This window comes from Streptomyces shinuiensis (assembly GCF_043660855.1).
Classification (GTDB): Bacteria; Actinomycetota; Actinomycetes; order Streptomycetales; family Streptomycetaceae; genus Streptomyces.
Genome location: NZ_JBIHML010000001.1, coordinates 2,760,496 through 2,772,404 on the forward strand (window position 1 = coordinate 2,760,496; position 11,909 = coordinate 2,772,404).

Below are 11,909 nucleotides of genomic sequence, written 5' to 3' on the forward strand. Positions count from 1 at the left end.
TCCCCGCCTCGACGAAGGGTCCTCACGGGGAGTGTGACCTTCGTCGCGGCGGTGGAGTCCCGGCGCGCTCGCCCTCGTGCCGTCCGCCGACGGCAGCGGCGCTTCCCCGTCGACGGAGGTCACGGAGGTGCGGGCGGAAGAGCACGGAAGAAAGACCGCATCCGCGAAGAGCAATATCTGTGCCCGCGACATGAGAAATAGGCGTGGGACACGGCGAGCATTCCTCGACCCCCGACCGGAGTGGAATTATCGGCCGTGCAGGGCCGATCGCACCGTGCTACTGTCGATCTCAGTTGCAGGTGTGGTTGCCAGAAGATTCATTTCCGACGAGGTAATCATCACGGCGACACGGGGTTCACACAGGGTGAATTCCTGAAACCGCCTCCGAAGGAGAAATGAAATGGCTACCGGCACCGTGAAGTGGTTCAACGCGGAAAAGGGCTTCGGCTTCATCGAGCAGGACGGCGGCGGCGCCGACGTCTTCGCCCACTACTCGAACATCTCCGCTCAGGGCTTCCGCGAGCTCCTGGAGGGCCAGAAGGTGTCGTTCGACATCGCGCAGGGCCAGAAGGGCCCGACGGCCGAGAACATCGTTTCCGCCTGACACCGGCGCTGACGCATACTTCGCAGCCGGGGCCCGCACCTGGAGGGGTGCGGGCCCCGGCTCGCCGCGTTTCAGGGCGCGCGGCGGAAAAGACTCCACCGCTCACCGACCGGTGACGCTTTCCCCGCCGGTCCGCGTCGGCCCACATCGTCTTCGGCTCGTCTCGAGATTCTCTGCGCCGCTCATCTGCTGCGGGAATTCCTTGCCACGTGCCGCACCAAGGAAGGTTCCGCATGAAGAGTGCCCGCGCATCCCGCACGTACGACCGCTTCGGACGAGGCTCCGGCGGCAGCCGCTCCGGTGGCCCGCGCCGCTCCGGAGGCTACGGAAACCGACAGACCGGACGGGCCCCACAGGGCGAGTTCGCTCCGCCGAAGACGATCACGCCCGCGCTGCCCGCCGTCGGGGCGTTCGCCGATCTCGACATGCCCGCGCGGCTGTTGGCCACGCTCGGCCGCGAAGGTGTGACCGTGCCGTTCCCGATCCAGGCGGCTACCCTGCCGAACTCCCTGGCCGGCCGTGACGTACTCGGCCGTGGCCGCACCGGCTCGGGCAAGACCCTCGCCTTCGGCCTCGCCGTACTGGCCCGCACAGCCGGTCGGCGTGCCGAGCCGCGGCAGCCGCTCGCCCTCGTCCTGGTCCCCACCCGCGAACTCGCCCAGCAGGTCACCGACGCGCTCACCCCGTACGCCCGCTCCGTGAGCCTGCGGCTGGCCACTGTCGTCGGCGGGATGTCCATCGGCAGGCAGGCCGGTGCGCTGCGCGCCGGGGCCGAGGTGGTCGTCGCGACACCCGGGCGGCTCAAGGACCTCATCGACCGGGGCGACTGCCGGCTGGACGGTGTCGGCACCACAGTCCTCGACGAGGCCGACCAGATGACCGACATGGGCTTCATGCCCCAGGTCACCGCTCTGCTCGACCAGGTGCGTCCCGACGGGCAGCGGATGCTCTTCTCGGCCACCCTCGACCGTAACGTCGACCTGCTGGTCCGCCGCTACCTGACGGACCCGGTGGTCCACTCCGTCGACCCGTCGGCGGGCGCCGTCACCACCATGGAGCACCACGTACTCCATGTGCACGGCGCGGACAAGCACCAAACGACCACCGAGATCGCGGCGCGGGACGGCCGGGTGATCATGTTCCTCGACACCAAGCACGCGGTGGACCGGCTGACCAGACACCTGCTGAACAGCGGTGTCCGCGCCGCGGCCCTGCACGGTGGCAAGTCCCAGCCGCAGCGCACGCGGACCCTGGCCCAGTTCAGGAGCGGGCACGTCGCGGTCCTGGTGGCCACCAACGTCGCCGCACGCGGGATCCACATCGACAACCTCGACCTGGTCGTCAACGTGGACCCGCCCGGTGACCACAAGGACTACCTGCACCGCGGCGGCCGTACCGCCCGCGCCGGCGAGTCCGGCAGCGTCGTCACCCTGGTGACCCCCGAGCAGCGTCACGGCATGAGCCGGCTGATGGCCTCGGCGGGCATCACTCCCCGGATCACCCAGGTGCGTTCGGGCGAGGCGGAGCTGAGCCGCATCACAGGCGCCCAGGCCCCTTCCGGTGTTCCGGTCGTCGTCACCGCGCCGGAAGCGGAACGTTCCCGCGGCGCGTCCTCCTCGTCCCGGGGCCGCCGGGGCCACCGGGGCCGCGCAGGCCGGGGCAGGCCCGTCGGCGAAGCGGCGCACCGCGGGGCACAGCGGCGGCCCGGCTTCGGCTCGGCTGCCTAGAGCCGTCGCGACCACTGGCCCACCCCCTTCCGGTAGGAGACACCTTGACGCCGACCCAGACGCAGCACCGTGCAGTGGATCCCTCACCCGATGCCGTGGCCGCAGGCAGGAGCGCGTCCGGACCCCGGGTCCGTGACGACATGACGGTCGAGGTGGCTCTGTCCCTCATGGCCGGCGCCCGTGTCGATCACCTCGTCCTCTGCGACGGGGACGACCAGAGCACGGGCCTGATCACCCTGGCCCGGCTCACCGTTCTCCGCGACAGCCCCGCCTACACGGACCGGGTCCGCCTGCGGGACGTCCTCGCCGGACCGTTCACCTCACCCGCCGCTCCGCCCCGCCCGGCCGGCCCGTCCTCCTTCACCCGGTGAGACACCGCGTGCTGTGTCATCGCCCGGTAACCGTCCGAGCTGACCAGGACCGGGGCGCCGGCCTCGGTGAAGGGCGTCACGCCCGAGCCCGTCACGGGCGATTCCGTGACCAGTCGGCGCTGCTCGGAGGCGCCGACTCCCCGGGGGTGTGAGGCGCGGGCGGGAAACCGCCATCAGAAGACCCGGTGAGGGCTCTGCCGACGCGCGTCGGCAGAGCCCTCACCGTCGTGAGGAGCTCCGGCGCACGCGCTTCCCACCTCCGCACCGGCCTGTCCGGCACCGCCGCCCCCCGGTCCGAGAAGCTCCCCGGCCGGGTACCGCAAGCCCCCGGAACGGGCGTGGTCCCCGGTCGCGCAGCCGCGATCCCCGCGCCTCCCTACTCATCGGGCCGGGTGACGGGAACAGAAGACCGGCACAGCACGTGGGCCGGCGGATGGTGTTGAATTTCCTTCGGGGCCCTGGTGCCATACGGTGCCAGGGCCCCTCGACGCAGTGCACAACGAGGTGACATGGCAGCAGATACTCCGCTCAGCGATCGTCTGGACGACGACGACTACCCCGCGTACACCATGGGCCGGGCCGCCGAGATGCTCGGCACCACCCCTGGCTTCCTCCGGGCCATCGGTGAGGCGCGGCTGATCACTCCGCTGCGCTCGGAGGGCGGGCATCGCCGGTACTCCCGCTACCAGCTGCGGATCGCCGCCCGTGCCCGCGAGCTCGTCGACAGGGGTACCCCGATCGAGGCCGCTTGCCGCATCGTCATCCTCGAGGACCAGCTCGAGGAAGCTCAGCGCATCAACGCCGAGTACCGCCGCGCCGCGAACGAGGCGTCCGGCGGTTCCGGTCCCGGTTCGGGCTGATCGCGCGGGCGGGCCGGCCCGGGCCCGTACGGCTCCGGACGCGCACGAGCGAAGACGCACACGCGGCGGTCCGCCCTGACGAGTGAGCGGAGAGGAACCGTTCCTCCCGCCGGCCACGCCGGACGGCACGGTCCGTTACCCGCCCGCCACGGCCCTGCGACGGCGTACGGCGAGAACGGCGATCGCGGTGCCGCCGATGGCGGCAGCGACCGGTCAGCGGGTGGCCATGAGTTCGAGGGTGTCGACCACGCGGTTGGAGAAGCCCCACTCGTTGTCGTACCAGGCGACCACCTTGATGTGGCGGCCGTCGACACGTGTGAGGGCCGAGTCGAAGACCGACGAGGCCGGGTTGCCCGTGATGTCGGACGACACCAGCGGATCCTCCGAGTACTCCAGGATGCCGGCGAGCGGCCCCCGTGCCGCGGCGCGGTACGCCTCCAGCACCTTCTCGCGCGTGACGTCGCGGGCGACGGTCGTGTTCAGTTCGACGATCGAGCCCACCGGGACCGGTACGCGGATCGAGTCGCCCGACAGCCTGCCGTCGAGGTTCGGCAGCACCAGGCCGATCGCCCTGGCGGCGCCGGTCGTGGTCGGCACGATGTTGACGGCCGCGGCGCGAGCCCGGCGGGCGTCGCGGTGCGGGCCGTCCTGCAGGTTCTGCTCCTGGGTGTAGGCGTGCACCGTCGTCATGAAGCCGTGCTCGATGCCGGCGAGTCCGTCGAGCACGGCGGCCAGCGGCGCGAGGGCGTTGGTCGTGCACGAGGCGTTCGAGACGATCGTGTGCGCGGCCGGGTCGTACGCGCCGGTGTTGACCCCGAACGCGAGGGTGACGTCGGCGCCGTCCGACGGCGCGCCGACGAGCACCTTGTGCGCGCCCGCGTCGAGGTGGGCGCGGGCGGCCTCGGCCGGGGTGAAGCGGCCGGTCGCCTCGAGCACGATGTCGACGCCGAGTCGTGCCCAGGGCAGCCTCGCCGGTTCGCGCTCGGCGAGCACCGCGATACGGCGGCCGTCGACGACGAGGGTGTCCCCGTCGGCGCTCACCGGGCGGCCGAGCCGGCCGGCCGTCGTGTCGTAGGCGAGCAGCCGGGCGAGTGCGGCGGGTTCCGTCAGGTCGTTGACGGCGACGATCTCCAGGGTTTCGAGGGCGCTCTCGCGCTCCAGCAGGGCGCGCAGCACATTGCGCCCGATGCGGCCGAATCCGTTGATGGCGATACGGGTCATGGGTGGCCTCCTCCGGTCCGCACCAGCGTCGCGCGGGGCATGCGCCCGTGACAGCGGCGCGAACGCCATGGTTCGCGAGGATCACGCCACGCGGCGGCGGGCCGCCGCGCTACCCGCCCCGGGCGAAGGTGCGCCGGTACTCGCTCGGCGTGGTGCCCAGGACACGCCGGAAGTGCAGCCGCAGATTGGCGCCGGTGCCCAGGCCGACGTCGGCTGCGATCCGCTCGACGCTCCGCTCCGAGCGCTCCAGCAGCTCACGGGCCGCGTCGACGCGGGCGCGCATGACCCACCGCATCGGCGTGTATCCCGTGTCCTCGGCGAAGCGCCGCGAGAACGTGCGCGGCGAGACGCCCGCCCGCCGGGCGAGGAGTTCGAGGGTGAGGGGCTCGCCGAGCCGGCGCAGCGCCCACTCGCGGGTGGCGGCGAACCGCTCGCCCAGCGGCTCGGGCACGCTGCGCGGCACGTACTGCGCCTGGCCGCCGCTGCGGTAGGGGGCCGCGACCAGGCGCCGGGCCGCGTGGTTGGACGCGGCCACCCCGAGGTCGCCGCGCAGGATGTGCAGGCACAGGTCGATGCCCGAGGCGGCCCCGGCCGACGTCAGCACCCCGCCCTCGTCGACGAACAGGACGTTCTCGTCGACCAGGACGGACGGGTGCCTCGCCGCGAGCGCCCGCGTGTAGTGCCAGTGCGTCGTGGCACGTCTGCCGTCGAGCAGGCCCGTGGCGGCGAGCGCGAAGGCGCCCGTCGAGATGGCGGCCAGCCGCGTGCCCCGGGCACGGGCGGCCGAGAGCGCGTCGACGACGGCCGGCGGCGGGTCGTCGCGGTCGGGGAAGCGGTAGCCGGGGATGAAGACGGTCTCGGCCCAGGCGAGCGCTTCGAGGCCGTGGACGACGTGGTAGGACAGGCCGTCGCCGCCGGTCACCAGGCCGGGCGCCGCCCCGCACACCCGCACCTCGTACGGCATGCTCGCCCGGGTCGTGAACACCTGCGCGGGGATACCGACGTCGAGCGGCTTGGCGCCTTCCAGGACCAGGACGGCGACGCGGCGCAGACGGGGGAACGGCACGGGGACAGGGTACGAGGAGAGCGCGCGAGACGTCCGTTTGCGCCCCCGGTTCCGCGTCAGTCGCGCAGCAGCCCGTCCAGGGCCGCCGCCGCGTCCGACGCCGCGGCGGCGAACGGCTCGATGACCAGGTCGACCCCTTCGGCGCGCAGGTGCTCGGCGTCGCGCCGGCTGTGGGCGGTGACGGCTGTGACGCCCCGGTACCCGTGGTGGCGCAGCCCGTGCAGCAGCGCCCGGTTGGTGTCCGCCACCGGGATGGCGGACACCACGCAGCGGGCCCGGGCCAGCGGCAGGGACTCAAGGAAGTGGACGTCCTCGGCGCTGCCGAAGACCGCGGTCACCCCCTCCCGGTCGTTGCGCGCCACCCGGTGCGGGTCGTAGTCCACCGCCAGGACCCGGTGCCCGGACCGGCTGAGCCGGTCGGCCAGCAGGCCGCCGAAGCGGCCGAGCCCGTAGAGGACGACGTCGGCGTCACGGTGGGCGTCGGTGGGTTCGGCGTGGCGGGCGCCGGTCCGCTCGAACCTCGCCAGCCGGCGCTCCAGGCGACCGTAGATCTGGTGGGAGTAGAGGATCAGATAGGTGGAGGCGCCGATGGTGACCAGACCGACGACGGTGATCAGGCTGACGGTGGCGCCGGTGATGTGCCCGAGGCTGTAGCCGAGGGCTGCGAGGATGAGGGAGAACTCCGAGATCTGGGCGACCGTCAGCCCCGCCAGGAAGCCCACCCGGACCGGATAGCGCATGGCCACCATGATCACGACGACGATCAGCGGGTTGCCGACGAGCACGAAGACCGAGAACACCAGCGCCTCGGCGATCTGCGTGCCCGCGTCGGTGAACTCGAGTTGCGCTCCCAGTTCCAGGAAGAAGAAGAGCAGCAGGAAGTCGCGCAGGCTGACCAGCCGGGCCCCCATGGCGTCCCGGTAGGGGGTGCCGGCCAGGGAGACCCCGGCCAGGAACGCCCCGACCTCGGAGCTGAAGCCGAGCCACTCGCTCAGCGCTGCCACCGACACCGCGTAGGCCAAGCCGAAGAGCAGCAGCAGTTCCTGGGAGCGGGCGACGCGGTGCAGCAGACCGGGCAGGACGTAGCGCGTCAGCGCGGCGATGCCGGCCAGCAGGCCCAGGCCCTTGGCGAAGACCAGGGCGATGTTCAGGGCCATGCCGCCGCCGCTGTCTCCGGCCCGCTGCCCGAACGCGGTCAGCCCGATCATGACCAGCACCACGACGATGTCCTGCACGATCAGGAATCCCACCGCGATGCGGCCGTGGAGCTGCTCCAGCTCACGCTTGTCGGACAGCAGCTTCACGATGATGATCGTGGACGAGAAGGTGAGCGCGACCGCGACGTAGAGCGCCGTCACCGTGTCCATGCCCAGCGCGAGCGCGATCAGGAAGCCGATCACCGAGGTGAACAGGACCTGGCCGAGCCCGGTGGCCAGCGCGATGGGCCCGGTGGTGCGCACCAGGTGCAGGTCGAGCCGGAGTCCCACCAGGAACAGCAGCACCGCGATGCCCAGCCGGGCCAGCAGCTCGACGGTGCCCTCGGCCTCCACCCAGCCGGCGCCCGCGGGGCCGACCAGGATGCCGACGCCGATGAAGGCGACGATCAGCGGCTGCTTCAGCAGTGTCGCCAGCAGGCCCACGGCGGCGGAGATCGCGAGGACCGCGGCGACGAGCGGGAAGTCGTACGGATCCATGGCCCGGTCCGATCACTGGTTCGTTCGCTGCGGGAAGACGGTCATCGTCCCGGCCCCGGGACTGCGAGCACGTCGCACGGCGCCTCGGACACCACGTGCTGGGCGACGCCGCCGAGGAGGGCGTGGCCGGCCGCCGAGCGCGTGCCCGTCCCGACCACGGCCAGGTCGGCCCCCTCCCCTCCGGCGAGACGGGGTACGGCGTCCTGCGGGCGTCCCGGAGCGACCAGGACGCGCGCCGGACGCGGTGCCAGGTCCGCCGCGATCCGTTCGGCGGCCGGGCGGGCCTGCTCGGTGCGGGTGCGCCGCAACCGCTCCAGCTCCTCCTCCGGCACCCCCCGCATGCGCAGCAGATGCTCGCCGGGGACGGTGACGCAGTGGACCAGCAGACGCTCCGCGCCCGGGGTCAGCGCCGTCCCGGTACGGGCCGCGGCGAGGGAGGCGGTGGACAGGTCGACGGCGAGCAGGACCTTCCGGTACGCGCCGCCGGGCACCCGCCTGACGACCAGCGCCGGCACCTCGCTGGAGCGCACCAGGTTCCCGGCGACGCCGCCCAGCCCGGTACCGCCGGGCCGGTGCCGGCCGCGGGCCCCCAGCACCAGCAGATCGGCGCCCGCCCCGCCCGCCTCGTCCGGCACGACGGTGGTGACCCTGCCGGTGCGGACCGTCCCCCGGGCCGCCGGTACGCCGTGGGCGTGCCGGCGCAGGTGGGAGCGCAGCCGCAGCCGGGCGAACTCCACCAGCTCCGGGTCCACGGCCGGCGGTGCGACGTAGAGCACGAGCAGTTGCGCGCCGTACGGCGCGGCGAGCCGGGCCGCACGGCCGACGGCTTCCCCGGCCGGCTCGGAGAGGTCGGTGACCGCCAGTACGCACCGGGGCGGCACTGAGTACACCGGCATCACCACCCCGGTCGACCGGACCCCATGCCAGATTAGTCCCTTTCGTCGACACGGCGCCTCCCGGGCACGCCCCCTCCGCCCGGCGCGCGCTCCGGCAGGTTTCACCGGCCTGCCCACGGACACCCGCCTGGTCGAATCGGCGAGAATGCGAAGTATGAGCGGAATCAACCACATGTGACGCGCGCCGCGACGGCGCTCTCGCGGACCGTGTGCGCCGCGCCACGCCGTAAGGAGGCAGCGATGAAAGCCGTCGTCTACAAGGAACCGTTCAGCGTCGACGTCGAGGAGGTCGCCGACCCCCGGATCCAGGACCCCACGGACGTGCTCGTCAAGGTCACCACATCCGCCATCTGCGGCTCCGACCTGCACATGTACGAGGGCCGCACCGGCGCGGAGCCGGGCATCGTGTTCGGCCACGAGAACATGGGGGTCGTGGAGGAGACCGGCTCCGGCGTCGCCTCGGTGAAGAAGGGCGACCGGGTCGTCATGCCGTTCAATGTGGCATGCGGCTTCTGCAAGAACTGCCTGGCCGGGCGGACGGGCTTCTGCCTGACCGTCAACCCGGGCTTCGCGGGCGGCGCCTACGGCTATGTGTCGATGGGCCCCTACACCGGCGGCCAGGCGCAGTACCTGCGCGTGCCGTTCGCAGACTTCAACTGCCTGCAACTGCCCAAGGGCACCGAGCACGAGGACGACTTCGCCCTGCTCGCCGACATCTTCCCCACCGGCTACCACGCCACCGAGCTGGCGCGGGTCTCCCCCGGGGAGACGGTGTGCGTGTTCGGCGCCGGACCGGTCGGCCTGATGGCGGCCTACTCCGCGGTGCTGCGCGGCGCCTCCCGCGTCTTCGTCGTCGACAAGCAGCCGGACCGGCTCCGCCTCGCGGGCCGGATCGGCGCGATCCCGGTCGACTACAGCAAGGGCGACGCCGCCGAGCAGATCAAGGAGCAGACGAACGGGGAGGGCACCGACAAGGGCATCGACGCCGTCGGCTACCAGGCCACGGTCCCCGAGGGCGAGGAGCAGCCGGCGATGGTGCTCAACGCCCTGGTCGAGGCCGTGCGCCCCACCGGGATGCTCGGAGTGGTCGGGCTCTACGTGCCGGCCGACCCCGGAGGCCCCAGCGAGAGCGCCAAGAAGGGCGAACTGCTCTTCCGGATCGGCAGGTTCTTCGAGAAGGGCCTGCGGATGGGGACCGGCCAGGCGAACGTCAAGTCGTACAACCGCCAGCTGCGCGACCTGATCATCGCCGGCCGCGCCACCCCCAGCTTCGTGGTCTCCCACCGGATCCCGCTGGGCGAGGCCCCGGATGCCTACCAGCACTTCGACAAACGCGACGAGGGCTGGACCAAGGTGCTCCTCAAGCCCGAGATGGGCGACGGGCACAAGAAGCAGAAGGTGTCGGCTTGACATCCTCGCCGCCCTGAGGGACGGCGATTCCCGTCGACCGCGTCGCCTGTGGCCGCGGTGTCGGGTGGGTTCCCGCCTCTCCGCGCTGCGCCGGGACGAAACGCCCGTCCTGCCTGCGCTCCACGGGCCGGCACGGCCGGTCCGGCCGCCCTGGCGACGTCGACCGCCGCGTTGATCTCCCGGTCCAGGACGGCTCCGCACGCCCTGCACGTCCACACCCGGACGTGCAGGGGCCCGGGGCCGTCCTGGGCGCCGCAGGCCGAGCACACCCGGCCGGTCGGCCCGCAGCGGCCGGCCTTGAGGAAGGTGCGCCCGGAGCGGGCGGCCCTGTACTCCAGCATGTTCCACGGACGCCGACCATCCGGCGTCGTGCACGGACCTGGCCAGGCGGGTGCGGGCGAGTCCCTGCACGCACAGGTCCTGCACCGCGACTGCCTGGTTCTCGTGGACGATCCCGGTGGAGAGGCGGACGGGGCACTCCCGTGCCGAAGGCCATGGGGGTGAGGAACTCGCGGCGCGCGTCGGCGACCTTCGCGTGTGCCCGTGCGACGCGGCCCCGGGCCTCGTCCCGGTTCCTGCTGTTCTGCTGTTCGCGGGACAGGGCCCGCCGTGCCTTCCTCGGGCGTTTCTCGGCCCGGCGCAGAAACCGCGGGGAGTCGATCTTCGTGTCGTCGGAGAGGACGGCGAAGTGGGTCGGCCCGAGACCGATTCCCAGCTCGGGCGCGACCCCGGGCGTCGTCTCCGGCAGCAGTTCCCCGGGTCCGGTCTCCACCACGAGGGCCGCGGAGTACCGGCCCGCGCTGTCCCGGACCACCGTGACCGCGGACGGGGCGGACGGCAGGGAGCGGGACCAGCGCACCGGAATGTCGCCGATCTTCGGCAGGCGCAGTTTGCGCCCCGGGGTGATCGGCCAGTGGGCTTTGGCGGTGAAGCGGACGGCCTGCCGGGCGTCCTTGCGCCTGGGGTCGGGCACCGACTGGTCGCGGGTGCCCGTGCCCGGCGTACGCGTGTCCGGCCGCCGGTAGGACCCGGCCGCCGGCGGCCGGGCGCTCAGCCGTGCCAGACACCGGCCACGGCGCGCGCGTGGGCGGCGGCCTGCGCACGTCCCGCACGTGCGCAGGCCGCCCGGCGGGAGGCGTCCAGGGGGTTGCGTCCGAGCTCCCGGCGGGCGGCGGCGTCCGGGACGAGCAGGGCGACCTCCGCCCCCTCCGCCCGCAGCCGGGTGGCGAGCCACTCGGCCCTCGGGCCCGGCCCGAACGCCCTGGGGAGCGGGGCGAGCACCACCACCCGGCGGTGGCCGCGCGCCAGGTCGGCGTTGGTCGTCGACCGCACGCCGCCGTCGATCCACCACCGCCCACGCAGGGCGACCGGCGGCCACAGGCCCGGCATCGCGCAGCTCGCGGCGACCGCCCGGAGCAGGCCGGCGCCGCTGCCGGAGTGGAAGGCCCCCAGCGCGCCGGTGTGCGCGTCCACGGCGGTCACGCGCAGCGCGTCCGGCCACGCCCGCACCGGCAGCAGGGCGGCCATGGCCTCCAGCACCTCCTCCCCCGGAGCGGTGCGCGCCCCCAGCGCCATCCGCCCCAGCCGCCGCGCCACCGCCTCCGGGGTGCGCCGGCCCAGTTGGGCGCGCAGGAACCCCAGGGCCGCGCCGGGGGTGATCCGCGCCTTCGGACCGGCCACCTCCGGATCCGGGCCGGCCGCCTGCGACTGCCGCCGGTGGAGCTCCTCCGGATGCTCCCCGGCCGCCAGCCGGGCGCCGACCACCGCTCCCGCCGAGGTGCCGATCACCGTGTCGGCGCAGGCGAGGTCCACACCTGCGGCGGCCAGCCCGGCCAGCACACCCACCTGCCACGCCCCGCCCGCGTGCCCGCCGCTGCCCAGTACGAGCGCCCTCTCCGCCACGGCGCCGGCCTCCTCCCTCGTTCTCCCTCGTTCTCCCTCGTCCTCCCTCACCGACCGTGTCCGCCTACCCGCCGCCGGGCGGAAGCAGCCGCACCACGACCGCCCCGCCGGCGCCCCTGACCGCCGCACCGGTGGCATACGCTCGCACGGCCGATCGA

11 protein-coding genes and 1 pseudogene are annotated in these 11,909 nt (G+C 73.3%); 5 read left to right on the top strand and 7 right to left on the bottom strand.

What is annotated here, in order from left to right:
- Positions 1–400 precede the first annotated feature (400 nt).
- From ACGRHY_RS12415 to ACGRHY_RS12430, 4 genes are all read left to right on the top strand, one after another.
- On the top strand, positions 401–604 hold the full coding sequence (locus ACGRHY_RS12415; RefSeq protein ID WP_093851824.1) for a cold-shock protein: 204 nt from the start codon (positions 401–403) through the stop codon (positions 602–604).
- 233 nt (positions 605–837) lie between these two features.
- Positions 838–2,331, top strand: coding sequence for a DEAD/DEAH box helicase (locus ACGRHY_RS12420; RefSeq protein WP_394635407.1), 1,494 nt, complete (start codon positions 838–840; stop codon positions 2,329–2,331).
- A 44-nt stretch (positions 2,332–2,375) separates the two neighbouring features.
- Positions 2,376–2,702, top strand: a complete 327-nt coding sequence (locus tag ACGRHY_RS12425) for a CBS domain-containing protein (RefSeq protein ID WP_394635408.1) — start codon at positions 2,376–2,378, stop codon at positions 2,700–2,702.
- Positions 2,703–3,211: 509 nt separating this feature from the next.
- Positions 3,212–3,562, top strand: a complete 351-nt coding sequence (locus ACGRHY_RS12430) for a MerR family transcriptional regulator (protein WP_394635409.1) — start codon at positions 3,212–3,214, stop codon at positions 3,560–3,562.
- Between the two features lie 213 nt (positions 3,563–3,775).
- Here the strand turns inward: ACGRHY_RS12430 and gap are convergent, their stop codons facing one another.
- The 4 genes from gap to ACGRHY_RS12450 all read right to left on the bottom strand — a co-directional run bounded on the left by gap (position 3,776) and on the right by ACGRHY_RS12450 (position 8,439).
- Complete coding sequence (gene gap, locus ACGRHY_RS12435; RefSeq protein ID WP_394635410.1) at positions 3,776–4,783, bottom strand: type I glyceraldehyde-3-phosphate dehydrogenase; 1,008 nt, start codon at positions 4,781–4,783, stop codon at positions 3,776–3,778.
- A gap of 109 nt (positions 4,784–4,892) precedes the next feature.
- Positions 4,893–5,849, bottom strand: a complete 957-nt coding sequence (locus ACGRHY_RS12440; protein ID WP_394635411.1) for a GlxA family transcriptional regulator — start codon at positions 5,847–5,849, stop codon at positions 4,893–4,895.
- Between the two features lie 56 nt (positions 5,850–5,905).
- Positions 5,906–7,543 carry a cation:proton antiporter gene (locus tag ACGRHY_RS12445; RefSeq protein WP_394635412.1) on the bottom strand — a complete coding sequence of 546 codons (1,638 nt, stop codon included), beginning with the start codon at positions 7,541–7,543 and terminating at the stop codon, positions 5,906–5,908.
- 41 nt (positions 7,544–7,584) lie between these two features.
- Positions 7,585–8,439, bottom strand: coding sequence for a universal stress protein (locus ACGRHY_RS12450; protein ID WP_394635413.1), 855 nt, complete (start codon positions 8,437–8,439; stop codon positions 7,585–7,587).
- 240 nt (positions 8,440–8,679) lie between these two features.
- Between ACGRHY_RS12450 and ACGRHY_RS12455 the strand changes: the two genes are divergently transcribed.
- Positions 8,680–9,849, top strand: coding sequence for a glutathione-independent formaldehyde dehydrogenase (locus ACGRHY_RS12455; RefSeq protein ID WP_394635414.1), 1,170 nt, complete (start codon positions 8,680–8,682; stop codon positions 9,847–9,849).
- Here the strand turns inward: ACGRHY_RS12455 and ACGRHY_RS12460 are convergent.
- From ACGRHY_RS12460 to ACGRHY_RS12470, 3 genes and pseudogenes are all read right to left on the bottom strand, one after another.
- Positions 9,753–10,190, bottom strand: a complete 438-nt coding sequence (locus ACGRHY_RS12460) for a zinc ribbon domain-containing protein (protein WP_394635415.1) — start codon at positions 10,188–10,190, stop codon at positions 9,753–9,755. The genes ACGRHY_RS12455 and ACGRHY_RS12460 overlap by 97 nt on opposite strands.
- 161 nt (positions 10,191–10,351) lie before the next feature.
- Positions 10,352–10,822: pseudogene (locus tag ACGRHY_RS12465) on the bottom strand (RNA-guided endonuclease InsQ/TnpB family protein); the annotation flags it as partial.
- A 77-nt stretch (positions 10,823–10,899) separates the two neighbouring features.
- Positions 10,900–11,751: a patatin-like phospholipase family protein gene (locus tag ACGRHY_RS12470; protein WP_394635416.1), complete on the bottom strand. Its 852-nt coding sequence runs from the start codon at positions 11,749–11,751 to the stop codon at positions 10,900–10,902.
- Positions 11,752–11,909 lie beyond the last annotated feature (158 nt).

What these genes read in the sequence shown, in the direction of transcription:
- ACGRHY_RS12420 (WP_394635407.1), top strand. Translation starts at nt 838, where the DNA reads ATGAAGAGTGCCCGCGCATCCCGCACGTACGACCGCTTCGGACGAGGC.
- ACGRHY_RS12415 (WP_093851824.1), top strand. Translation starts at nt 401, where the DNA reads ATGGCTACCGGCACCGTGAAGTGGTTCAACGCGGAAAAGGGCTTCGGC.
- ACGRHY_RS12460 (WP_394635415.1), bottom strand. Translation starts at nt 10,190, where the DNA reads ATGCTGGAGTACAGGGCCGCCCGCTCCGGGCGCACCTTCCTCAAGGCC.
- ACGRHY_RS12455 (WP_394635414.1), top strand. Translation starts at nt 8,680, where the DNA reads ATGAAAGCCGTCGTCTACAAGGAACCGTTCAGCGTCGACGTCGAGGAG.
- ACGRHY_RS12445 (WP_394635412.1), bottom strand. Translation starts at nt 7,543, where the DNA reads ATGGATCCGTACGACTTCCCGCTCGTCGCCGCGGTCCTCGCGATCTCC.
- ACGRHY_RS12430 (WP_394635409.1), top strand. Translation starts at nt 3,212, where the DNA reads ATGGCAGCAGATACTCCGCTCAGCGATCGTCTGGACGACGACGACTAC.
- gap (WP_394635410.1), bottom strand. Translation starts at nt 4,783, where the DNA reads ATGACCCGTATCGCCATCAACGGATTCGGCCGCATCGGGCGCAATGTG.
- ACGRHY_RS12450 (WP_394635413.1), bottom strand. Translation starts at nt 8,439, where the DNA reads ATGCCGGTGTACTCAGTGCCGCCCCGGTGCGTACTGGCGGTCACCGAC.